This window comes from Alsobacter sp. KACC 23698, assembly GCF_045348435.1.
Taxonomy (GTDB): domain Bacteria; phylum Pseudomonadota; class Alphaproteobacteria; order Rhizobiales; family Beijerinckiaceae; genus Alsobacter.
In genome coordinates, this window is record NZ_CP157484.1 from 171045 (window position 1) to 194271 (window position 23227).

General features: G+C 70.1%; 21 protein-coding genes. 4 read left to right on the top strand and 17 right to left on the bottom strand.

The window, feature by feature from the left end; all coding sequences use genetic code 11:
* Positions 1-14 precede the first annotated feature (14 nt).
* From dapD to rpmH, 8 genes are all read right to left on the bottom strand, one after another.
* Positions 15-857 (bottom strand): 2,3,4,5-tetrahydropyridine-2,6-dicarboxylate N-succinyltransferase, encoded by an 843-nt coding sequence (gene dapD / locus ABEG18_RS00855; protein ID WP_406856210.1) that lies wholly within the window; start codon positions 855-857, stop codon positions 15-17.
* Positions 858-923: 66 nt separating this feature from the next.
* A complete protein-coding gene (locus ABEG18_RS00860; RefSeq protein ID WP_406856211.1) occupies positions 924-1670 on the bottom strand; it encodes a pyrimidine 5'-nucleotidase in 747 nt (248 codons plus the stop codon).
* A gap of 251 nt (positions 1671-1921) precedes the next feature.
* Positions 1922-2812, bottom strand: a complete 891-nt coding sequence (gene argB / locus ABEG18_RS00865) for an acetylglutamate kinase (protein WP_406856212.1) — start codon at positions 2810-2812, stop codon at positions 1922-1924.
* Positions 2813-3008: 196 nt separating this feature from the next.
* Positions 3009-3374: a DUF423 domain-containing protein gene (locus tag ABEG18_RS00870; RefSeq protein ID WP_406856213.1), complete on the bottom strand. Its 366-nt coding sequence runs from the start codon at positions 3372-3374 to the stop codon at positions 3009-3011.
* Positions 3371-4087, bottom strand: a complete 717-nt coding sequence (gene yihA, locus ABEG18_RS00875; protein ID WP_406856214.1) for a ribosome biogenesis GTP-binding protein YihA/YsxC — start codon at positions 4085-4087, stop codon at positions 3371-3373. The genes ABEG18_RS00870 and yihA overlap by 4 nt, the downstream gene beginning before the upstream one ends.
* 58 nt (positions 4088-4145) lie before the next feature.
* Complete coding sequence (gene yidC, locus ABEG18_RS00880; protein WP_406856215.1) at positions 4146-6023, bottom strand: membrane protein insertase YidC; 1878 nt, start codon at positions 6021-6023, stop codon at positions 4146-4148.
* Positions 6024-6026: 3 nt separating this feature from the next.
* Positions 6027-6479, bottom strand: a complete 453-nt coding sequence (rnpA, locus tag ABEG18_RS00885; RefSeq protein WP_406856216.1) for a ribonuclease P protein component — start codon at positions 6477-6479, stop codon at positions 6027-6029.
* Positions 6480-6504: 25 nt separating this feature from the next.
* Positions 6505-6639 carry a 50S ribosomal protein L34 gene (rpmH, locus tag ABEG18_RS00890; protein WP_106335600.1) on the bottom strand — a complete coding sequence of 45 codons (135 nt, stop codon included), beginning with the start codon at positions 6637-6639 and terminating at the stop codon, positions 6505-6507.
* A gap of 332 nt (positions 6640-6971) precedes the next feature.
* Here rpmH and ABEG18_RS00895 point away from each other — a divergent pair, with 332 nt between their 5' ends.
* On the top strand, positions 6972-8408 hold the full coding sequence (locus ABEG18_RS00895) for an FAD-dependent oxidoreductase (protein WP_406856217.1): 1437 nt from the start codon (positions 6972-6974) through the stop codon (positions 8406-8408).
* Positions 8409-8423: 15 nt separating this feature from the next.
* Positions 8424-9902, top strand: a complete 1479-nt coding sequence (locus ABEG18_RS00900) for a sensor histidine kinase (protein ID WP_406856218.1) — start codon at positions 8424-8426, stop codon at positions 9900-9902.
* Between the two features lie 12 nt (positions 9903-9914).
* Here ABEG18_RS00900 and ABEG18_RS00905 read toward each other — a convergent pair whose 3' ends face one another.
* Positions 9915-13004, bottom strand: a complete 3090-nt coding sequence (locus tag ABEG18_RS00905; RefSeq protein WP_406856219.1) for an efflux RND transporter permease subunit — start codon at positions 13002-13004, stop codon at positions 9915-9917.
* An 11-nt stretch (positions 13005-13015) separates the two neighbouring features.
* Positions 13016-14176 (bottom strand): efflux RND transporter periplasmic adaptor subunit, encoded by a 1161-nt coding sequence (locus ABEG18_RS00910; protein WP_406856220.1) that lies wholly within the window; start codon positions 14174-14176, stop codon positions 13016-13018.
* A 170-nt stretch (positions 14177-14346) separates the two neighbouring features.
* Here ABEG18_RS00910 and ABEG18_RS00915 point away from each other — a divergent pair, with 170 nt between their 5' ends.
* Positions 14347-14916 (top strand): TetR/AcrR family transcriptional regulator, encoded by a 570-nt coding sequence (locus ABEG18_RS00915; protein WP_406856221.1) that lies wholly within the window; start codon positions 14347-14349, stop codon positions 14914-14916.
* Here ABEG18_RS00915 and ABEG18_RS00920 read toward each other — a convergent pair.
* Positions 14913-15245 (bottom strand): hypothetical protein, encoded by a 333-nt coding sequence (locus tag ABEG18_RS00920; RefSeq protein ID WP_406856222.1) that lies wholly within the window; start codon positions 15243-15245, stop codon positions 14913-14915. The genes ABEG18_RS00915 and ABEG18_RS00920 overlap by 4 nt on opposite strands.
* 200 nt (positions 15246-15445) lie before the next feature.
* On the opposite strand from ABEG18_RS00920, the gene treZ reads away from it, so the two are divergent.
* On the top strand, positions 15446-17290 hold the full coding sequence (gene treZ / locus ABEG18_RS00925) for a malto-oligosyltrehalose trehalohydrolase (protein WP_406856223.1): 1845 nt from the start codon (positions 15446-15448) through the stop codon (positions 17288-17290).
* A gap of 54 nt (positions 17291-17344) precedes the next feature.
* Here the strand turns inward: treZ and ABEG18_RS00930 are convergent, their stop codons facing one another.
* The 6 genes from ABEG18_RS00930 to ABEG18_RS00955 form a co-directional block, all read right to left on the bottom strand.
* A complete protein-coding gene (locus ABEG18_RS00930) occupies positions 17345-17626 on the bottom strand; it encodes a hypothetical protein (protein ID WP_406856224.1) in 282 nt (93 codons plus the stop codon).
* Positions 17623-18285: an AAA family ATPase gene (locus ABEG18_RS00935; protein ID WP_406856225.1), complete on the bottom strand. Its 663-nt coding sequence runs from the start codon at positions 18283-18285 to the stop codon at positions 17623-17625. The genes ABEG18_RS00930 and ABEG18_RS00935 overlap by 4 nt, the downstream gene beginning before the upstream one ends.
* Positions 18286-18482: 197 nt before the next feature.
* Positions 18483-20483, bottom strand: coding sequence for a DEAD/DEAH box helicase (locus tag ABEG18_RS00940; protein ID WP_406856226.1), 2001 nt, complete (start codon positions 20481-20483; stop codon positions 18483-18485).
* A 234-nt stretch (positions 20484-20717) separates the two neighbouring features.
* A complete protein-coding gene (locus ABEG18_RS00945) occupies positions 20718-21590 on the bottom strand; it encodes a class I SAM-dependent methyltransferase (protein ID WP_406856227.1) in 873 nt (290 codons plus the stop codon).
* Positions 21571-22497 carry a PLP-dependent cysteine synthase family protein gene (locus ABEG18_RS00950; protein WP_406856228.1) on the bottom strand — a complete coding sequence of 309 codons (927 nt, stop codon included), beginning with the start codon at positions 22495-22497 and terminating at the stop codon, positions 21571-21573. The genes ABEG18_RS00945 and ABEG18_RS00950 overlap by 20 nt, the downstream gene beginning before the upstream one ends.
* Positions 22494-23036 (bottom strand): serine O-acetyltransferase, encoded by a 543-nt coding sequence (locus tag ABEG18_RS00955; RefSeq protein WP_406856229.1) that lies wholly within the window; start codon positions 23034-23036, stop codon positions 22494-22496. Before ABEG18_RS00955 ends, ABEG18_RS00950 begins: the two co-directional genes overlap by 4 nt.
* Positions 23037-23227: the final 191 nt, after the last annotated feature.

The window sequence follows — 23227 nt, forward strand, 5'->3', positions numbered from 1 at the left end:
CCGGGCGCGACCGGTCAGTCGCGCAGCAACTCGTTGATGCTGGTCTTGGAGCGGGTGCGCTCGTCGACGCGCTTCACGATCACGGCGCAATACAGCGACGGGCCCGGCGAGCCGTCCGGCAGCGCCTTGCCGGGCATGCTGCCCGACACGACCACCGAATAGGGCGGCACGCGGCCGTAGAACACCTCGCCGGTCGTGCGGTCCACGATCTTGGTCGACGAGCTGATGAACACCCCCATGGAGATGACCGAGCCCTCTCCGACCACCACGCCCTCGACCACCTCGGACCGGGCGCCGACGAAGCAGTTGTCTTCGATGATGGTGGGGCCCGCCTGCAGCGGCTCCAGCACGCCGCCGATGCCTACGCCCCCCGACAAATGCACATTCTTGCCGATCTGCGCGCAGGAGCCCACGGTGGCCCAGGTGTCCACCATCGTGCCGCTGTCCACATAGGCGCCGATATTGACGAAGGACGGCATCAGCACGACGCCGGGCGCCACATAGGCGCCGCTGCGCACCGTGCAGTTGGGCACGGCCCGGAAGCCGGCCTTCTGGAAGGCGGCCGCATCCCAGCCCGCGAATTTGGACGGGACCTTGTCCCACCAGGACGAGGCGCCGGGGCCGCCGCCGATGAGGGCGTTGTCGTTCAGCCGGAAGGAGAGCAGCACCGCCTTTTTGAGCCACTGGTTCACCGTCCAGCCCTCGGGGCCCTTTTCGGCCACCCGGGCGGCGCCAGCGTCGAGCAGCGCCAGCGCGTGGTCCACGGCGTCGCGGGTCTCTCCGCGGGTGGCGGGGCCGAGATCGGCCCGGGCTTCCCAGGCAGCGTCGATGACGGAGGCGAGTTGGGCGTGCTGCATGGCGGAAGTCCGAAGTTGATGCGCGGGTGGCGCGTGCTTACCAACCTCGGGCCCGGCTGTCATCCGTCACGGCGCGCCGAGGACGTCCGGCGCGCCGCGCAGCGGAGTGTTGTTGCGCAGGAAATCGGCCAGGTCGACCGTGGAGTGGTGGATATAGGGCGCCTCCACGGCGGCCTGCTCCTCGGCCTCGCGGTAGAGATCGAAGGTCTTCGGCAGCACCAGCACGGTCGTCATGCCCAGCGCGGCCGGCACCACGAGGTTCTTGGCCAGGTCCTCGAACATAGCCGCCTTCTTGGGATCGACGCCGTGCCTGTCGAGGAATTTCTCGTAGGTGCGGGCCTCGGGCTTGGGCACGAAGTCCGCCGCCACGATGTCGAAGATCTCCTCGAAATGATCGCGGATGCCGAGCTTGCCCGCCACGTTCTCGGCGTGCTGGCGCGAGCCGTTGGTGAGGATCAGCTTGCGCCCCGGCAGCCTCTCGATGGCCGACCCGAGCGCCGGGTCGGGGTCCAGCAGGGACAGGTCGATCTGGTGGGCGAAATCGAGGAAGTCGGCCGGCTCGATGGCGTGCTCGTCCATCAGGCCCTTCAGCGTCGTCCCGTAGCGCGTGTAGTAGTATTTCTGCAAAGCCCTCGCCGAGAGCCCGTCCAGCCCGAACATCTCGGCCAGGAACAGCGTGATCCGCTGGTCCACCTGCGGCCAAAGCTGCGCGTGCGCAGGATAGAGCGTGTTGTCGAGGTCGAAGATCCAGGTGTCGACGTGATCGAAGCCCGGCGTCGCCGTCGCGTGCGGCGGAGAAACGTGACGTGTCATGGGACGAACGAACCTCGCATCGCACAACGTCGAGATTGTGGCGAAAGGGGTTCAGTGTCCGACGCAGAGGTTAAGGGATTGCGGGCGCGTCTCTCCCCTGCAGGGGAGGGTGGATCGCGCGCGGCGCGAGACGGGTGGGGCCTGCCAGCGTCATGCCCTGCATCCACCCCACCCACCACCTGCGGCGGTCCCCCCTCCCCGGGTCGGGGAGGGACGGCCAGCGACTGACGGCTCGTCCGTCGATGATGGCCTCACCGCGTGATCAGCGTGCCTGCGCCCAGGTCCGTCAGCAGCTCCAGCAGCACGGCGTGCGGCACCTTGCCGTCCAGGATGACGACGCCCTCCACGCCCTGCTCCAGCGCGTAGATGCAGGTCTCGACCTTGGGGATCATCCCGCCCGTGATCGTGCCGTCGGCGATGAGGCCGCGGCACTGGTCGACGGTGAGCTCCTTGATGAGCTGCTTGTCCTTGTCCAGCACGCCCGGCACGTCGGTGAGCAGCAGCAGGCGCTTGGCCCGCAGCGCCCCCGCGATGGCGCCCGCGAAGGTGTCGGCGTTGACGTTGTAGGTCTGTCCGTCGGCCCCGTTGGCCACCGGCGCCAGCACGGGGATCACCTCACGGCCGAGCAGCGCGTCGAGCACGGTGCGGTCGACCTTCTCGGGCTCGCCCACGAAGCCGAGGTCGACATGGGTGTCCGTCCGGCTCTCGGGGTCGTAGACGGTCCGGGTCACCTTGCGGGCGATCACCATGTTGCCGTCCTTGCCGCACAGCCCGATGGCGCGGCCGCCCTCGCCGTTGATGAAGCCGACGAGCTGCTTGTTGATCAGCCCCGCCAGCACCATCTCGACGACCTCGACGGTCTCCTTGTCGGTCACCCGAAGGCCCGCCGCGAACTCGCTCTTGATGCCGAGACGGCTGAGCATCGCGCCGATCTGCGGCCCGCCCCCATGCACCACCACCGGGTTCACGCCGGACTGCTCCAGCAGGATCATGTCCTTGGCGAAGTCGCGCGCGACCTGCTCGTTGCCCATGGCGTGGCCGCCATATTTCACCACCACGGTCGCTTCGTCGTAGCGCAGCATGTGCGGCAGCGCCTGAACGAGGATCTCGGCCTGCAGGTGGGGGTCGTTGCTGTCGGTCATGATGGGGCTCGTCCGTCGGCGTCCTGGACCCTGCTGTGTGTCGACGCAACCGCAGCGTGGTCCAGGTTTTCGGGTTGTCGCATGCTGTGAGCGAAAAGCTGGTTTCCCACCTTTTCGCAGCATGCTCTCGGGGCGACCTTCTAGAGCATTTTGGCGTGCGGTGGATACGGGGGAGACGCGAAAAGCTGAGCCGAGCTCAGCGTCGGCCGAAGAGTCCCGCCGCGGCCAATGTCAGCCAGCCCGCGATCATGGCGAGGCCGCCCGCGGGGGCGGCCATCGGGATGGGGCGCCAGCCCGCGAGCGCTCCCAGCGCCAGCGCGCCGGAGAACAGGGCGACGCCAAGGCCCAGCAGGGCGCCGGCGGCCACGACCCAGCAGCTAGGCGCGATGGACCGCTCCGCCAGCAGGCCGACGCCGAGCAGAGCCGGCGCGTGGAACAGCAGGAAATTCGCCGCCGTGCCGAGATTGGCGCCTCCCACATGGGCCGAGGCGGCCCCGAGCGCCACGCCCGCCGCTCCGGCGACGCCTGCGGCGGCCATGAAGACGCGCGACGGCGCGTTCACGCCGTCTCGCCGGGCAGCTCGAGCGCGCCGCGCTGGACAAGCAGGCGCGCGATAGCGGCGCGAAGCTCCGGGACGCCGCCGCCGCCATGGCTCGACGTCGCGGCGATCTCCGGGAACGCCGCCGGGCGCTTCTTGAGCCGGTCCTGCGTCTCGGCGATGCGCTGCTCCAGCTGGCCCCCCTTCAGCTCGTCCGCCTTGGTGAGGACGATCTGGTAGGACACGGCCGACTTGTCGAGGAGGTCGAGGATCTCGGCGTCCACCGGCTTCAGGCCGTGCCGCGAATCGATCAGCACGAACACCCGGGCCAGGCTCGCGCGGCCGCGCAGATAGTCGTGGATCAGCCCGGTCCAGGCCGCCACCTTCTGCTTGGACACGGCCGCGTAGCCATAGCCCGGCATGTCGACCAGCGTGAACCGTCCGCCGCCGACGTCGAAGAAGTTGAGCTCCTGCGTCCGGCCGGGGGTGTGCGAGGTCCGGGCCAGCGTCTTGCGGCCCGTCAGCGCGTTGATCAGGCTGGACTTGCCCACATTGGACCGGCCCGCGAAGGCGATCTCCAGCGCCCCCATCGGGGGCAACTGCCCGGTCGGCGCCGCCGCCCAGAAGAACTCGGCTTCGCCCGCAAAGAGCTTGCGGCCGGCTTCGATCAGGGCGGGGGAGGGAGGCTGCGCCTGCGGCGAAGCCGTTTCAGGCGCGGACTGCGGCTGGTCGCTCATGCGGTCCTCGCGGGTGGGAGCGGCCGGGCGCTCTCGCCCCGGCCGTCGCCGTGTCGGGTCAGGCCGGCTTGCCGGCCTTGGCGTCGGGCTTGGAAGCGGGCTTGGCGTCCGCCGCGGCGGCGGGCGCCGCGCGCTTGCGGAACACGCCGCGCAGGTTGTCCCACAACTCCACCTTCACGCCCTGGCGCTTCATGATGAGGTACTGCTGGGACACCGAGAGCAGGTTGTTCCAGGACCAGTAGATCACGAGGCCGGCCGGGAACGACGCCAGCAGGTAGGTGAAGAACACCGGCATCCAGGTGAACATCGTCTTCTGGACGGGGTCGGCCGGCTCGGGGTTCATCTTCATCTGGACGAACATCGTCACGCCCATGATGAGCGGCCAGATGCCGATCATCAGCACGTGCGGCGGCTCCCACGGGATCAGCCCGAAGAGGTTGAACACGGAGGTCGGGTCCGGCGCCGCAAGGTCCTTGATCCAGCCGAAGAACGGCGCATGCCGCATCTCGATGGTGACGAACAGCACCTTGTAGAGCGCGAAGAACACCGGGATTTGGATCACCACGGGCAGGCAGCCCGCCACGGGGTTGATCTTCTCCCGCTTGTAGAGCTCCATGAGCTCCTGCTGCTGCTTGACCTTGTCGTCCGGGTACTGCTCCCGCAGCGCCTGCATCTGCGGCTGCACGGCCTTCATCTTCGCCATGGAGCTGTAGCTCTTGTTGGCGAGCGGGAAGAAGATGGCCTTGACGATCACCGTCACGATCAGGATCGCGATGCCGAAATTGCCGACCAGCTTGTAGATGCCGTCCAGCAGCTTGAACATCGGCTGGGTGATGAACCAGAACCAGCCCCAGTCGATCAGCAGCTTGAAGCGCTCGATCCCCAGCGTGTTCTGGTAAGCGTCGATGGTGTTGACCTCCTTGGCACCGACGAACAGGCGCGTGGTGGAGGCGGCTGGCGTCCCGGCCTGAACCGTCAGCGGCTGCAGGGTGACGAGCGTCTGGTAGGCCGGCTTCCCCCCGGCGGGCGGCGTCGACACCGTGAAATTGGCCGTATAGGGCGTCTTCTGGTCCGGGATCAGCGCCGCGGCCCAGTATTTGTCGGTCATGCCGACCCAGCCGCCCGTCGCCTGCGGGAAGCTCTTGCCCTTCTCGGTGGCCGACAGCGCCGAATCCTTCTCCAGCCCGTCATACTTCTCCTCCTTCAGCCCCTGGTCGCCCAGGATGCCGAGAAGGCCCTCGTGAAGGATGTAGTAGCCCTGCGTCACCGGCTTGCCGATGCGGCGCACGAAGCCGTAGGGGGTGAGCGACGCGGTCACGCCGTCCTTGGCCTCGACGCTGTCGGCGAGCGTCAGCATGTAGTTGGCGTCGATCGACACCACGCGCTTGAAGGTGAGGCCCTTGCCGTTGTCCCAGGTCAGGGTGACGGGCTTGGCTTCGGTCAGGGTCTGCGAATCGGCCGTCCAGACGGTGCTCGGCAGCGGCACGTCCACCGACGCGCCGGCGCCGGGAAGCCAGCCGAGGCGGGCGAAATAGCCCTCCGGCGCGTTGGCCGGCGAGAACACGACGATGTTCGGGCTCTTCTTGTCGACGGTCTCGTGATAGTCCTTCAGGGCGATGTCGTCGATTTCCGCGCCGCGCAGGTTGATCGAACCCTGCACGCGGGGCGTGTCGATCGTGACGCGCCGGCTGCCGAACAGCGCGAGTTCGCGCGTGGGCGCGATCGACGGATTGGCCTGGCTCTCGGACGGCGGCGTGTTGGTCTGCGGGCTCACGCCCGGGATCGGTCCCGCCTTGTTCTCCGCCGCGACCTTGGCGTTCTGCGCCGCATCCTGCCGCGCCTTGTCCATCGTGGGCACGCCGAAGAAGACGTTCCAGCCGATGAGCACCGCCAGCGAGAGGGCGATCGCGAGGAAGAAGTTCTTGTTGTCCTGCATGGCTCAGCGAGTCTCTCGGGGGCGGGGCGCCGCGGATAGGTCGCGAGACCCGGAGCGGTGTCTGGGGCGTTCAAGGCGGCCGATCGCGTCGACGATGTCCCCGATCAGCGTGGGGAACTCGGCCGACAGCACGTCCCGCCGCGCGACCACCACATAGTCGAAGCCTTGTTTGGGGACGAGCACCGTCTCCCGCAAGGCCCCGTCGGGGTCCGCGATGCGCCGCAGGGCGGCCCTCAGCCGACGCTTCACGCGGTTGCGTTCGGTCGCGGTGCCGACCTTGCGGCTCACGGTCAGACCGAAACGGGGACCGGCGGCATCGCCCATCTCGGGCGTGCGCTCGATCCCCTGCAAAGTCAGTCTCGGCGTATGAAACCGACGCCCTTTGGCGGCGGCCAGGTATTCCGCACGCCTCGTCAGTCGCCCCGGAAAGGTCCGGGTCCGCGAGGAGTCGGTCATGACGGGCGCGCCGCGCGCTCTCCGCTCAGGCCGAAAGGCGCTTGCGGCCGCGCGCGCGGCGAGCCGCGATCACCTTGGCTCCGCCCTTGGTGGCCATGCGGGCGCGGAAGCCGTGGCGGCGCTTGCGCACCAGCTTGCTCGGTTGATAGGTCCGTTTCACGGGTCTTCTCCGGTCCGGCCCGTCCGAAACTCGTCCATGGGCCTGTCAGTCTGGTATCGAACGGCGTCACCGGCGGTCCATCCGCCAGCGATCCCCTTCCGACATGTGCGATGACGCTCGAAAGCTCGCGGGCTTATGGCGGATGAGCGCCTGAAAGTCAACGCGGCCGAGGCCCGTGGCGATCATTCGCGCGAGGGCCTTCGTCGGGGCCCGGCGTCTCGCCGATACGCGTCCGGCGGCCATTCGCGCGCGCCGTCACGCGGCGATTGCATTCCGGCGCGGGCGCGGGTCTCCTGACGCCGTCCGGCGGCGCGCCCACCTCTGAGGCCTGGATGATCGAAAACCTTCTCAAGCCCGATTTGTGCGTGATCGGCGGCGACCCGGCCGGCTCCTCCGCCGCGTTGCTGGCCGCCGCGCTCGGCGCCTCCGTGATCCTGGTCGAGCCCTCCCGGCCGGCCGGCCTGTCGCCGGACGAGGGCCGTCTCGCCCGGCTGGCCCTCAGGGCCGCCGCCCAGGCCGCGGACCTGCGGCGGAGTTCGGGGCCCTTCGGGGTCGCGGCGTCCAGGCCCCGGATCGACCTCGCCCGCGCCCTGTCGCATGTCCGAGCCGTCGTGGAGGCCTCCGCCGCGGACCGCTCGCCGGCCAGGCTCGCCGCCCTGGGCGTGCGCGTGATCGAGGCGGAGCCTTTCTTCGTGGGGCCGCGCCTCCTGCGCGCCGGCGAGGCCGTGATCCAGGCGCGCCGCTACGTCGTGGCGGCCGGCTCCGCGCCCGCCCTTCCCGCCATCGCGGGCCTCGAGGGCACGCCCTTAATCAACCCGGATTCGGTCCTGGACCTGGACGCCGCGCCCGGCCGGCTGATCGTGCTTGGGGGAGGGACCGCGGCGCTCGAATGCGCGCAGGCCTTCCGTCTCCTCGGCGCGGACGTGACGGTGGCGGCGCCCGGCCCGCTGCTCGAGGGCTTCGACGCCGAACTCGCCGCCCAGCTGGCGACGGCGCTGCGGCGTGACGGCGTCGATGTGCGCGCCAGCGTCCTGGTGTCGCGGGTCGCCCCGCGGGAGGGCGGCGTCGAGGTGACGCTGGAGGGCGGCGAGACGCTGTCCGGCGCGCGCCTGATGGTGGCCGGGGCGAGGCGGGCCAGCGTCGACGGGCTGGCGCTGGAGGCCGCCGGCGTCCTGACGGATGCGTCCGGCGTCGTCGTCGACGCCCGCATGCGCACCGCCAACCGGCGGATCTACGCCATCGGAGGTTGCGTCGGCGGCCCGCAAGGCGTTTCGGCGGACCGCTCGCCGGCCCATCCGGGCCTGCAGGCCGCGCAGGCGGTCCAGAATGCGCTGCTGTGGCGCAACGCCAAGGTCGACGCCGCGCTGGTCCCCAGCGTCGTCGCGACGGCGCCGGAGCTGGCCTGCGTGGGGCTGTCGGAAAGCGAAGCGCGGATGCGCCACAAAGCGATCCGGGTGCTCCGTTGGCCGTATTCACAGAATGACCGCGCCCGGGCGGAGCGCTTGACCACCGGCGAGATCAAAGTCATCACGACCGGGTCGGGCGTGATCCTGGGGGCGGCGATCATCGGCGCCGGGGCGGCTGAGCAGATCGCGACCTGGACGCTGGCGGTGAAGAAGGGCCTGAACGTTGCCGAGTTCCGCGACCTCGCCTTCCCGCATCCGACCTATGCGGAAGCCTCCCGGCAGGCGGCCCTGTCCTTCTATACGCCCCTGGCGGCGGGCCGCGGCCTGCGCCGTATCCTGGCGTTCCTGCGCCTTTTCGGCTGAGCCGACGGGTCGGCCATGACCAGCCCGGGGAGCGGCCAGCCCGACATCCGGCCGCCGCCCGGCCCCGACGAAGGTCCGCGCGCCGGCTGGCTGCCCGGTCGGCCTGGGCTGTCCGCCCGCCTGCTCGTGCTCACCGGCCTGTTCGTGATGCTGGCGGAGGTGCTGATCTATGTGCCCTCCATCGCGAATTTCCGGCGCAACTGGCTGAACGACCGCATCGGCGCCGCCCAGATCGCCGCGCTCGTGCTCGACGCCGCGCCAGCGGGCGCGGTGCCGCAGCCGCTCAGCATGAGCCTGCTGAAACAGGTCGGCGCCGTGAACGTGGCCGTCCGGTCGGGCGGAGCGCGGCGCCTTCTGGCCGCCTCGGACATGCCCCCCACGGTGGCGCTCAACGTCGACCTGCGCGAGATGTCGTTCTGGACGATGATCCGCGACAGCCTCGCCACGCTGCTGGCGAGCGAGCCCCGCTACATCCGCGTCGTCGGCGGCGGCATGGGGGCGGTGGAGTTCGTCGAGATCGTGCTCGACGAGGCGCCCCTGCGCGCCGCCATGGTCGGCTTCTCCGCCAACATCCTGGTGGTGTCGCTGATCATCTCCGGCATCACCGCGCTGCTCGTCTACGCCGCCCTCCTGCGCATGATCGTGCGGCCGGTCCGGCGGCTCACCTCCAACATCGTGGCCTTCCAGCAGGATCCTGAAAACGCCGGGCGGGCAATCCAGCCCTCGGGCCGCTCGGACGAGATCGGCCTGGCCGAGAAGGCGCTGGCCAAGATGCAGACGAGCCTCGCCGACGAGCTGCGCCACAAGAAGCATCTCGCCGCGCTGGGCCTCGCCGTCAGCAAGATCAACCACGACCTGCGCAACCTCCTGGCGTCCGCGCAGCTGTTCTCCGACCGGCTGGGCGCCCTCAGCGATCCGACCGCCCAGCGCCTCGCGCCGCGCCTCATAGGCGCGCTGGACCGGGCGATCGGGTTTTGCCAGTCGACCCTGGCCTACGGCAAGGCGGTCGAGCGCCGGCCGGCGCTGCAGCCGGTCAGGCTGTCTTCCCTGGTGGACGAGACCCGCGACCTGCTCGGGCTGTGGGAGGACGCCGAGGGCGCCGAGTTCGAGAACGCGGTGCCGGGCGGCCTCATCGTCTCGGCGGACCCGGAGCAGCTCTCGCGCATCCTGCTCAATCTGTGCCGCAACGCGCTCCAGGCCGTCCAGGGGCAGGCGGGAGCCAGGATCGTCGTCACCGCCCGGCGAGAGCCCGGCCGCGTCGAGATCGACGTCTCCGACAACGGCCCCGGCGTGCCGGCCAAGGCCCGCGAGCATCTGTTCACGGCCTTTTCGGGCTCGGGCAGGCCCGGAGGCACGGGCCTCGGCCTGGCCATCGCGGCGGAGCTGGCCGCCGCCCATGAGGGTTCGGTCGAGCTCGTGCCGAGCGCGGCCGGCGCCCTGTTCCGCGTCACCCTGCCGGACGAGGCGCCGGGGCGCCGCGCGGGCGGCCGCTGAGCCGCCGGCGCCTCACTCGGCCGCCAGGGCCGGACGGCGCACGGCGGTGGGCTTGGCGGCTTCGGCGGGCGTCCTCTTGTCCCGGGCGATGAGCGTGTAGAACATCGGCACCACGAACAGCGTGAAGATCGTGCCGATGGACATGCCGGAGGCGATGACCAGCCCCATCGAGAAGCGCGCGGCCGCTCCGGCCCCGCTGGCGGTGAGAAGCGGCGCGACGCCCAGCACCATGGCGGCGGTGGTCATCAGAATCGGCCTCAGCCGCACCCGCGCCGCCTCCTGGATGGCCTCGCGCCTGTCGACGTTCTTCTTCACCTGGAGATCGTTGGCGAACTCCACCATCAGAATGCCGTGCTTGGTGATGAGGCCCACCAGCGTGATGAGGCCCACCTCCGTGTAGATGTTGAGCGTCGCCAGCCCCAGATTGAGGAACGCGACCGCTCCGAACATCGAGAGCGGCACGGACATCATAATGATGAACGGGTCGCGGAAGCTCTCGAACTGCGCCGCAAGCACCAGGTAGATGACGATGACGGCGAGCCCGAACGCCATACCGATGGAGCTGCCCTCCTGCACCTCCAGCCGCGACTGGCCGGCGAAGTCTTCGTAGAAGCCCTGCGGCATCACCTGCGCGGCGATGGAGCGCAGCGTCTTCAGACCCTCGCTCGTCGTCACGCCCGGCAAAGGCAGCGCCGAGAGGGTGGCGGAGTTGAGCTGGTTGAACTGCTCGATGGCGGCGGGAGCGGCGCTGGTCTCGATCTTCACCAGCGCGGAGATCGGAACCATCGTTCCGTTCGAGGCGCGGACGTAATACTGGCCCAGCCGCTCGGGGTTGAGACGGTCCTCCTGCGCCACCTGGCTCACGACGTCGTAGCTGCGGTTGTCGCGGTCGAACTTGGAGATCGTGCCGCCGCCCACCAGCGCGCCCAGCGTGGCCCCGATCTCGCTGACAGGCACGCCGAGCGCGGCCGCGCGGTCGCGGTCCACCGTGATGCGGGCCCGCGGCGTTTCGAACGACATCGAGTTCTGGACGACGATGAACTTGCCGGACTGGACCGCCTTGAGGCGGACCTGCTCGGCCACCTCATAGACCTGCGACGGGTCGCCGATGGTGCGCAGCGCGTACTGGATCGGCAGGCCGCTGCTGGCGCCCGGCAGGGCCGGGGGCGAGAAGATGAAGGCCTGCAGGCCGGCGTTGGAGTCCAGCATGGACTGGATGTCCTGCTTGATCGCCGCCGCCTTCCTGTGCCGCAGGCTCCATTCCTTCAGCTTGAAGCCGATGAAGGCCGTGCCGCCGCCGTCCGTGCCGGCGATCATGAAGGTGTCGTCGATCTCCGGGATCTTGTCCTTCGGCGGCTTCATGAACGCGGAGGCGAAGAGCTGCGTGTAGTCGGACGTGGCGTATTTGGGCGTGTTCACGAGGCCCAGGAACGCGCCCTGGTCCTCCTCGGGCGCGAGCTCGGAGGGCGTGCGCATGAACATGAACGCCGTCGTGGCCAGCATGGCCAACACGATCAGGAAGGTCACGGGCCGGTAGTCGAGCGAGCCGCTGAGCCGGCGCCCGTACCAGTTCTCGAGCCGGGTGAAGCTGCGGTCGACGAAGCCGGCGAAGCCTCGGCCGCCGCCATGCGGCTTCAGCAGCCGCGACGACATCATGGGCGACAGCGTCACCGCCACGATGCCGGAGATCACCACCGCGCCCGCCAGCGTGAAGGCGAACTCTCGGAACAACGTCCCGGTCAGGCCCTCGGTGAAGCCGATGGGCGCGTAGACGGCGGCCAGCGTCACCGTCATCGAGACGATCGGGCCGAAGATCTCCCGCATGCCCACGATGGCGGCGTCGACCGGCTTCAGCCCCTCCTCGATGTGGCGGTGAATGTTCTCCACCACCACGATCGCGTCGTCGACCACGAGGCCGATGGCCAGGACCATGGCGAGCAGCGTCAGCAGGTTGATCGAATAGTCGAGCAGGTAGAGGACGAAGCACACCCCCACCATCGACAGCGGGATGGTCACGATCGGGATGACGACGGACCGGAACGAGCCCAGGAAGAGCAGGATCACCAGGATGACGATCGCGGCCGCCTCGCCGATGGTCTTGAACACCTCGGCGATCGAGGCCGAGATGAAGTTCGACGCGTCGTAGACGATCTCCGTCGTCATGCCCTTGGGCAGGGTCGGCCGGATCTCGTCGATGGCCTTCGTGACCTGCTTGGCGACGGAGAGCGGGTTGGCGGCGGGCGTCGGCGTGATGCCGATGAAGGTGCCTTCCTGCCCGTTGAAGCTCACCTTCGTGTCGGTGCTCTTGGGTCCGAGCTCGACCCGGGCCACGTCCCGCAGCCGCACGACATTGTCGCCGTTGGACCGGATCGGCAGGGCCCCGAAGGTCTCCGGCGTCTGCAGGGTGGTCTGCATCTCGATCGCGTAGGCGACATACTCGTTCTGGGTCTTGCCGGGCGCGGCCAGGAAGTTGCTGGCCCTCACCGCCGCCACGATGTCGCTCGCCGTCGCGTTGCGCGACGCGAGCTTCACCGGATCGATCCAGATCCGCATCGAGAAGTCGCGGCCGCCCAGGATGTCGGCCGATCCGACGCCCTCCAGGGTGGCGAAGCGCGGCTGCACCACGCGCGTCAGGAACTCGGAAACCTGCTCCGGGGTCATCTCGGAGCTGGCGAAGGTGAGGTACATCAGCGCGAAGGTCTGGCCGGTGCCCTTGACCACCACCGGGTCCTCGGCGTCCTTCGGAAGCTGAGCGCGCACCTGCTGCACCTTGGCGGTGACTTCGGTGAGGGCCGCGTTGGGGTCCGTGTTCAGGCGCATGCGCACCGACACCGTGCTCAGGCCGAGCCGGCTCTGCGACGTCACATAATCGACGCCCTCGGCGCTCGACACCGCCTTGGCGATGGGCGTCGAGATGAAGCCCTGCATCAGGTCGGCGCTGGCGCCCGTATAGACGGTCGTGATGGTGACCGTGGTCTCGTCGATCTTGGGATACTGGCGCACCTGCAGGCTGATCAGCCCCTGGGCTCCCAGCAGCAGGATCATGAGGCTGACCACCATGGCCAGGACGGGACGTCGGATGAAGAGCTCGGTGAAACTCATGCGCCGGGTCCTCACTGTCCGTCCGCGGTCTTGCCGTCCGGACTCCGGCCCGGCGCCTGCCCGGCCGCGATCTTGGTGACGTCGATGCTGTTGTCGATCTTCACCGCAGCGCCGGGCGTCAGCTTGTTCTGGCCCGACGCAACCACCGTCTGCCCCGCCTGAACGCCCGATGTGATCTCCGAGATCCCGCCCTCGCGGCGGCCGACCTTGACGAAGACCTGCTTGACCACGAGCCTGGTCTTCTCGCCCTGCTTCTCCTCCTCCAGGGCGAAGACGTAATCGCCATAGAGGCTGGCGATCACGGCGGTCTGCGGAACCGTGACGATGTTCGGCTCCGGCGGCAACTCCACGCGCACCCGCAGGAACTGGCCGGGCACGATCGCCTCGTCGCGGTTGTCGTCGACGACGGCCTGCACCGACACGAGGCGGGTCTGCGGGTCCACGCGCGGGTCGATGCCGGTGATCTTGCCCACATGGGTGAGTTGGTCGTCGCTGACGCCGGTGCGGATGGGCTGGCCGGCCTTCACCCTGGAGATCATCTGCTCCGGGACGGTGAAGTCCACCTTCATCGACTGCAGGTTCTGGTAGGTCGCCACCACGGTCCCGGGCTGGAGATACTGGCCCGGATTGATGCGCGGGATGCCGATCGTGCCGGCGAACGGCGCCTTGAGGGCCTTCTGGTCGATCACCGCCTGGATGCGCTGGAGGCGCGAACGGGCGGTGGCCAATTGGGCGATCACCTGGTCGAAGGCCGCCTGGGTGTCGAAGCCGCGCTGCCGCAATGTGGTCGAACGCTCCAGGTTCGCCTCGCTCAGCTTCACGGCCGCCTGCGCGTCGACGAGGTCGGCGCGCTCGATGGAGTCGTCGAGCTGGACCACGACGTCGCCCTGATTGAGGCGCTGGTTGGCCTTGAAGCGGATCTCCCGCACGACGCCGCCGATCTCCACCGCGAGCTCGACGCCCTTCTCGGCGCGGGCCGTGCCGATGGCCGAGATGCCGGGCGTCCAGGTGATGGCGCGCGCCTGCGTGGCGGACACGGTCTGGGCCGGCCGCTGCATCGTGGCGAAGAAGTTCGCGATCATCTTGTCGCGGAAGAAATTGAACCAGACCAACGCCCCGCACAGGCCGACGGCCAGCAGGAAGACGAGGGTCACGACGAGGCGCCGCTTCATGGGTGGTCCGTTTCTGATGATCGGTCTACGCCGATTTGCGCGTGAGGGCCGACCGTACAGTCGCGATGAGGCGCTTGATTGGCGGCCAGCCGCCGCATATAAACCGACCGGACGGTACAGTTCAAGGGCCATCGGCCAGGACGGCGGGCGCAACGATGCAGGGCGGGCCGATGAGCGAGACGCGTCGGGGGCGCGCCAAGTCCCGTGGCCGCATCCTGGACGCGGCGGCCGAGATCGTCGCCGAGATCGGCGCGGGCAAGCTCACTCTGGACGCCGTCGCGCAAAGGGCCGGCCTCAGCAAGGGCGGGCTCCTCTACAATTTCCCCAGCAAGGACGCGCTGCTGGCCGGCATGATCGAGCGGATGATCGACGACTCCCGCGCCGAGAAGGAGCGTCTGCGGCCCGAGATGCAGGGCCGTCGCAACATCGAGGCGCGTCTTTCGGCCGCAGTGTCATTGCGCATGAGGGCGGGCACGAAGGACGTGTCCAGCGGCCTGATGGCGGCCCTGGCCGAAAACCCGTCGCTGCTGGATCCGGTCCGGCGTCTCATCGCGCAGGACTGGCGCGAGATCAAGAACACCTCCGAGGACCCGGACGCCGCCATGATCGCATGGCTGGCGGTGGAAGCCCTCGGCAGCCTCGACATGCATGGCGTCAGCCCTGTGACGCCGGCCGACAGGTCGAGGATCGAGAAGGCCGTCCAGCGGCTGCTGGACAGCGGGATCGCCGGGGACGCTTAGCGCGCGGGAGCGCGGCGCGTCAGGTCGACGGTCGTGCCCGGGGGGATCGACACCCGGAAGCGCCGGGCCTTCTCGACCACGACGGTGCGGGTCGTCCGGGCGCGGGTCTCGACCGTGGTCGTCGAGCGGTTCTGCGACGCCGCGACCTCCTTCGCGACGCGCGGGCGCACCTCGTCGGGCGTCAGGTCCATCAGGCCGGCCACGATGTCGGTCTGCTGGTCGACGTCGTCGGTCAGCCCCTGGGCGGCGAAGACGGCCTCTTCCAGCGTCGGCGGCTCCTTGCGGACGCGCAGCGGCTTCAGGTCGCGGGTCATGGCCTTGGCAGGCACGTGTCTCTCCATTGCTGTGGACGTCACCCTAGCGGATTCGAGATGATTGTGCATTGCAACATTTTCAAGGGTGGTGCGCTTTTTCGCCGTCCCGCTTCGATCCGATGCGACAATTTCGCCTTGGGGTGGCGCCGGTCCGTGCAGGAAGCGGGCGGAACTGTGGCGAGCGGATCGCATTATGGCGGCTTAGGGGGACATCCATGGATCATCCAGCCTCAGCGCGACGCGATCATGACCATGGACGACCTGGCGTGTTCGCGCGCGACCTGCCCTTCGGGGCGGCCTGCCACGACGCCGGCGTGACCTTCCGCTTCTGGGCGCCGAAAGTGGAGAGCGTGGATCTCGTCATCAAGGGGAGCGCTCCCGTGCCGATGGCCACCGGAGCTGACGGTTGGCGCGAGGCGACCGTTCCTGGCGCCGGGGCCGGACTGCGCTACGCCTACCGCCTGCCCGACGGGCGCGAGGTCCCGGATCCCGTCTCCCGCTTCCAGCCCGACGACGTGCACGGCCGCAGCGAGGTGATCGACCCGCGGCGCTTCGCGTGGGCCCATCCGGACTGGAAAGGCCGGCCCTGGGAGGAATGCGTCATCTACGAGCTGCATGTCGGCGCCTTCACGCCGGAGGGCACGTTCCAGGCCGTCCGCGGCAAGCTCGACCACCTCGCGAGCCTGGGCGTGACCGCCATTCAGCTCATGCCGATCGCCGACTTTCCCGGCCGGCGGAACTGGGGCTATGACGGAGTGCTCCCCTTCGCCCCCGACAGCGCCTATGGCCGCCCTGAAGACCTGAAGGCCCTCATCGACGACGCCCATGGGCGCGGCCTGATGGTCTTCCTGGACGTCGTCTACAATCACTTCGGGCCGGACGGGAACTACCTGCCCCTCTACGCGCCCGTTTTCACCGACCGACACAGGACGCCCTGGGGCGGCGGCGTCGATTTCGACGGACCCCAGAGCCGCCCCGTTCGCGATCTCGTCATCGAGAACGCGCTCTACTGGCTGCAGGAATACAGGTTCGACGGCCTGCGGCTCGACGCGGTCCACGCCATCATGGACGACAGCGGCAACCATCTCTTGCGCGAGCTGGCCGAGCGCGTGCACGCCGAGACCCGGGGGCGCTCGGTCCACCTCATCCTGGAGAACGAGGAGAACGAGCCCGAGCTGCTCCTGCGCGGCGAAGACGAGCGGCCCCTCCTCTACACCGCCCAGTGGAACGACGACGTCCATCACGTGCTGCATACGGCGGTGACGGGGGAGGCGGCCGGCTACTACGCCGACTACGCGGGCGACGCCGCCCGCCTGGCCAGGGCGATCGCGGAGGGGTTCGCCTTCCAGGGCGAGGTCATGCCCTATCGGGGGTCGGCGCGCGGCGGCTCCACGGCGCAACTGCCCCCGACCGCCTTCGTCAGCTTCATCCAGAACCACGACCAGGTCGGCAACCGCGCCTTCGGCGACCGGATCACGGCGTCGGCGCGCGCCGAGGCGGTCCGGGCGGCCGCCGCCGTGAGCCTGCTGTCGCCGCAGATCCCGATGCTGTTCATGGGCGAGGAGTGGGCGTCCGAGAGCCCCTTCCCGTTCTTCTGCGAGTTCGGTCCCGAACTGGCCGAAGCGGTCCGCACAGGCCGGCGCGCGGAGTTCGCGCGCTTCCCGGAGTTCCAGGACGAGGCCGCGCGCGAGCGGATCCCCGACCCCACCGCGGAGGCCACGTTCCTTTCCGCCAAGCTCGACTGGGACGCGCTGCGCGAGCCCGCCCATGCGGCCTGGCGCGACTGGTACGCCCGCATCCTCGCCGTCAGGCGCAGCGCCGTCGTCCCCCGCCTGGCGACCATCCGGCGCGGCGGGACGGCGCGGCGGCTGGGCGCCGCCGCCCTGTCGGTGCGCTGGGACTTCCAGGGCGGGGGCGGCCTGACGCTGCTCGCCAATCTCAGCGACGCTCGGGTGGCGGCGCTCGGCGCGCCTTTGTGCGAGCCGATCTGGACAGAGGGGGAGGTCTCCGTCGACGCCCTTGGCCCCTGGTCGGTGGGGTGGTGGGTCGAAGCCGGCTGACCGGCGCCGTGGCGCCGCAGTCTTGCGGCGCCGTATCGTCGTGGCGCCGCAGCGCTAGGGCGCCTTCTTCGCCTTCAGCTCGGCCACCGACGGGTGGCCGTACTGCTTCAGCGCGGCGTCGACGCCTTCCATGATCACGTCATGGATCTTCTGGTCCGTCGTGTAGGCGATCTCCCGCAGCTTCAGATAGACCGGCTTCGGCAGATAGATGCTCGTGTGGATCACGTCGGGCCGCGGCTTGCGGCCGGCCTCGCCAGGGGAGGCTTTGGCCGGGGAGCGGGGCTTGGGCGAGCCCTCCAGCTTGAGGTCGCCCAGGACGGAGGGACGCTTGCTCACGCGCGCACGCTCTTTCTGGCGGGTTTCGCCTTCATCTTGTGGTCCACCCAGGCCCAGAGCATGCGGATCTCGTCGGCCGCCTTGCCCTTGCCGGCGTATTCGGTGACGCCCTGGCCTGTCGCCATGGCGTCCTGGTGATCCGCCCGCAGCCCGAGCGGCGGGTCGGCCAGCACGCCGAACTCCGCCAGGCCGCGCGCCGCTTCCGAGGATCGCGTGCCGCGGCCCGTCGGGCACTGGTTGAGCACGAAGGCGAACCTGTCGCGCATGCCGAGCCGCACGAGCGATTCCAGCGTCGGCAGCGTCGCCTGCAGGTCGAGGCGAGACGGGCGGGCCGGCACGAGGCAGAGCGTGGCGGCCTTCATGGCGAGGTTGCCGCCGGTGCTGCCGACGCCGGCCGTGTCCAGGATCGCCACGGTGAAGCCGCGGCCTTTCAGCGCCTCCAGCACCTGCGGGAGGCGCGGCAGGAATTCCGCCCCCACCTGGTCCACCGCCACCGTGGCTTCGCTGCGGGCTTCGCCCCATCCGGCGAGCGAGCGCTGGGCGTCGAGGTCCAGCGCCACGACGCTTTCGCCCGCGGCGGCCGCGGCCACCGCCAGCGACGCGGCGATCGTCGTTTTGCCCGTGCCGCCTTTCTGGGTCACAAGCGTGATCGTCCGCAACGCCCGTCTCCTCGCACCTGAACGCGGCGCCGTCGCCTTGTGGCGCCATGGCGCCGCCCGCGATGCGGCGCGCTCGCCGTCATGGTCGAGTCAAAAGCTGATTCTCTGTCGCTTTTCCATGTTTAACGGCGCCCGGCGGCGTTCCCGCCCAAGGCGGCCGCGGGCGGCTGCAGCGCGGCAACACTCCGCGCGCCGGATCAGCCCTTGCGCTTGTTGGGCTTGTGCTGCCGCTTCGGGCCTTCGGCGGGCTTGCGCTTGTCGGGCCGCTCCGGCTTGCCGCCCTTGGGGGCGAACCTCTCCGGCTTGCCCGCCTTGCCCGACGGGCGCTCGCCGAAGGGGCGGTCGCCGCGCGGGGCCGGCCTGTCGGACGGCGGCCTCTCGGCGGCCCTGTCCGGCGCCGGGGTGAACCGCTCCTTGCTCCGCGGCGGCCGGGGAGCCTCGGATTCGGCGCGCTCCGGGGCCGGGCCCCGCTCGGCGAAACGCGGGCGCGCCGCATCGCGCGGGCCGGCGCTCGGCGCCTCCGAACGCTCGATGCGGATGTCCTCGCCCTTGCCGCCCTTGCCGACCGCCTCGGCGAAGCGCCCGGCGGCGTGCTCGGCGACCTGGAACTTGGTGTCGCGGTCGAAGATCCGGATCGCCCCGACCTCCTTCTTGGTCACGTGGCCGCGCCGGCAGATGATGGGCAGCAGCCAGCGCGGATCGGCGTTGTTGCGCCGCCCCACGCTCATCCGGAACCACACCATCTCGCCGTCGCCGGCGTCCTCGCCCAGCGGGTGGTAGGTGGTGCGGGGCTCGCGCGGCGGCCGCTCGCGCGCATCGCGGTCCCGGTCGCGCGGCGCCTCGCGCGCCGGCCCCGAGTCGCGGGAGGGTCCAGTGTCGCGGGAAGGCCCCGCGTCGTAGAGTTCTTCAGGCTCCGGCAGGCGCGTGCGGAAGGACCGCACGAAGGCCGAGGCGATCTCCTCGGGCGAGTGCTGCGCCATGATGAGGCGGGCGGTCTCCAGATCCTCCTCCGAGTTCTCCTCGGTGAAGATCGGGTTCTGGATCAGGCGTTCCTGGTCGCGCTTGCGCACGTCCTCGGCGGCGGGCGGGCCCAGCCAAACGGCTTCGATGCCGGCCTGCGCGAACATGGTCTCGGTCCGCCGGCGGCGATTGTAGGGCACGATCAGGATGCACACGCCCTTGCGGCCGGCCCGGCCCGTGCGCCCGCTGCGATGCAGCAGCGACTCGCGGCCCTTCGGCAGGTCGGCGTGGATGACCAGATCGAGGTTGGGCAAGTCGATGCCGCGCGCCGCCACGTCCGTGGCGACGCAGACGCGCGCGCGTCCGTCCCGCAGCGCCTGCAGCGCATGGGTGCGCTCGTTCTGGGTCAGCTCGCCCGAGAGCGCGACCGCCGCGAACCCCCGCTCGACGAGGCTGCCATGCAGGCGCCGCACCGCCTCGCGCGTGTGGCAGAAGACGAGCGCGCCGGGGGCCTCGAAGTAGCGCAGCACGTTGACGACCGCGTGCTCCACCTCGTTGGGGGCGATGCGGACGGCCTTGTACTCGATGTCGCCATGCGGCTGGCTCTTGTCGACCGTGTCGATGCGCAGCGCGTCGTGCTGGAAGCGCTTGGCCAAAGTGGCGATGTCGCGCGCGATCGTGGCCGAGAACAGCAGCGTCCGGCGTTCGGTCGGGGCGGCGTCCAGGATGAATTCCAGGTCCTCGCGGAACCCGAGGTCCAGCATCTCGTCGGCCTCGTCCAGGACGACGGCGCGGAAGCGCGACGGGTCCAGCCGCCCGCGCTCCAGGTGATCGCGCAGCCGGCCCGGCGTGCCGACCACCACGTGGCAGCCGTCCGCCAGCTGCCGGGCTTCGCGCCGCACGTCCATGCCGCCGACGCAGGACGCGATCCGCGCGCCCGCATGGGCGTACAGCCACTCGAGCTCGCGCTGCACCTGCAGGGCGAGTTCGCGGGTGGGGGCGATGACGAGCGCGAGCGGCTCGCCGGGCGCGCCGAACCGGTCGGCGTCGCCCAGGAGCGTGGAGACGAGCGCGAGCCCGAACGCCACCGTCTTGCCCGACCCGGTCTGGGCCGAGACGAGCAGATCCCGTTCATGGGCGTCCGGCTGCAGGACGGCGTCCTGCACGGGTGTGGGTTCGGCGTAGCCGCGTTCGGCGAGGGCGCGCTCGACGCTCGGTCGTGTAGCGGGGAAGGGCATGGGGCATCCGGCCGACTGATGGAAGAGATCTGTCCTTCTGCCCATCCGTCGCGCGGCTGAAAGGACCCCGCTGCGCCTGTGCGCGCGGGTTTCTGAAGGATTGGCTAGCGGCCCGGCCGTCCCCCGTCAACCGCGGCCGTTTCCGGACGGCCCACGCCCATGGCCCCGACGGCGCGCGAAATCGCCCGCAGCGCCCCTTGCGGCGGCCCGCATGGGAGCCGGTCCGCGGCCGCCTCAGAGGCTGTCGGGCGCCTGGGCGCAAGCCACATAGGCGGCGAGCGGCAGGCTGAAGCCTTCGCCGGACGCGAAACGGCCGCGGATATCGGCCTCCATGGCGGCCTTGATGCAGGACAGCCTGAACTCGCCCTGCTCTCGCAACCGCGCCCCCGACCGCACGGATCCGCGCAGCTCCGCCTCGAACAGGTCGTGCGGCGAGCGCATCCTCCACGTGACGGCGCACAGCGAGGAGCGGATGCTCGTGCGTTCGAAGCCCGCCCGGCGCAGCAGGCGCGTCCGGCCGTCCGGGTTGGTCAGTTGGTGGTAGTCGGGGCCGCGCGGCACCTCCGTGTCGGCGCTGGCGAAGCTCTCCACGGCGCGATCGAGGACGTCGCCGGCGCAGTTCAGGCAGTTTTCCGCCCACACCGTGAAGGCGCAGGAGCCGCCCGGCTTCAGGACGCGCGCCATCTCGGCGAGCGCGCGGCCCGGATCGGCGAAATGCTGCGCGCCGAAATTGCAGATCACCGCGTCGAAGCTGGCGGGGGCGAAGGGCAGGCTGTGCGCGTCGCCCGTCGCGAAGGCGATCCCGGGGCTCGCGGCCCGCGCCAGCCGGATCATGCGGGGGGAGAAGTCGAGCCCCGTCACGATGGCGCCCGCCGCTTCCGCGGCCCGCGCGGCGTAGCCCGGCCCGCAGGCGAGGTCGAGCACGAGGCTCCCCTGCCGAACGCCGGCGGCGGCCAGCAGCGCCGGCGCGAAGGCCGCCGTGACCGGGCCCCAGACGTCGTCATAGGCCTCGGACAGCGCTTCCCAGCCGCGAAACTCGAAATCGGCGAACGCGGACGCGGCGGGGGGCGGCGCGATGTGACTGGTCCTAAGCAGCCTTTGCGGCATCGAGGTAGCCTTCTCCGGCGTCATAAATGAGGGTTGCGACGAGGTGGTCCGGGCAGCGCTCCGCGATGCGGCGCGCCAGCACGTAGTTGCCGCCCGCCGACGGGCCGGGAAAAATCCCCGTATCGGCGGCGAACAGCCTCTGCCCGAGCCTCGCGTCGGCGTCCGACACGGTCTCGATCCGGTCGAGGGCGTTCAGGTCGAGGAAGGGCGGCGCGACGCCGACGGCCGTGCCCTTCTGGGCATGGTCGGCGTAGACGCCGGTGCGGTAGCAGCATCCCTGCGGCTGGTTGAGGACCACCTTAAGGCCGGGGATCCGGGCCTTCATCGCCTCGCTCACCCCGCTGGCGCTGGCGCCGGTCCCGGCGGCGACCACCAGGATGCAGCCCTTGTACTGGTCGAGATGAGGCCGCAGCTGCGCGGCCAGCTCCGGTCCGGTCTCCTGCAGGTGGGCCTCGATGTTCCCGGGGTTCGAGAACTGGTCGGTGAAGTAGTAGAGGTCCGGCTCATCGGCCAGGAACTTGGTGATGACCTCCTTGGGCTGCAGCCCCTGGCGCATCAGGTCCACTCCGATCAGCCTCGCGCCATATTCCTGGCAAAGCGCGCGCTTGAGCGGCGAGAAGCTCAGCCCGATGACGAGGTCGACCCCGATCCCGTGCCGGGACGCCTCATAGGCGAGACCCACGCCGAAATTTCCCCCGCTCTTTTCGATGATGCGGCGCGGGCCGTGCGGCGTCAGGTCGCCGCTCTGGATGGCGCGGGCCACCACGCGCCGGGCCGCGCGCATCTTGTGGCTGCCGCCCGGGTTGAAGAGTTCGAGCTTGGCGAACAGATTGGGCCGGGCCCGAATGGTGGGGGTCGCCGCCATGGCGTCCGCGGTCATGCTCTGGGCTGTGCTGGAGGAGGTCATGCGCGAGCCTCGCGGAGGGGTTTCACTCCGTCTCCGCCCAGGCCGAGCGGCCCGAGATGGGGCCTCGCCCCCGGGCGGTCGAACTCGAGCGCCTGGTCGCGGCGCACCAGCACCTGCGTCCTGGCCGGAAGATCGCGCGTCACCGTGGCGTCGGGGCCGATGACGCAATCGTCGCCGATGCGGACCGGGCCGAGCACCTTGGCGTGGCCGGCGATCTGCACCCGGTGTCCGATCGTGGGGTGGCGCTTGCCGTTTCGCGCGTCGCCGATCATGCGGCCGCCGAGCGTCACGCCGTTCAGGATGTAGCAGTCGTCCCCGATCTCGACGGTCTGGCCGATCACCGTCCCGAAGCCGTGGTCGATCACCAGCCGCGCGCCGATCGAAGCCTCGGGGTGGATCTCCACGCCCGTGTGGGTGCGGGCGCTGAAGCTCAACCGCATGGCCGCCACGACCGCGTCGTCGTCGTCCGGCGCCGATGCGATCAGCGCATGCGCCAGCCTGTGGCAGGCGACGGCGAAGAAAGTGGAATGCCGGGACAAGAGGCACGCCCGGGGCTTGCCCCGCGAGGCAGGGTCCCGCTCCTGGAAAGCCAAAAGATCCTCGTCCATCTGAACCAGGACGGCTTCCAGGAGACGGGACGGAAAAATGGATTGGTGATCAATCAATGCCAGATCGAACGCGAGCCCGGAGAACTGGGCCAGGTCCGAACGGACCGGCGGGAGAGAAGGTC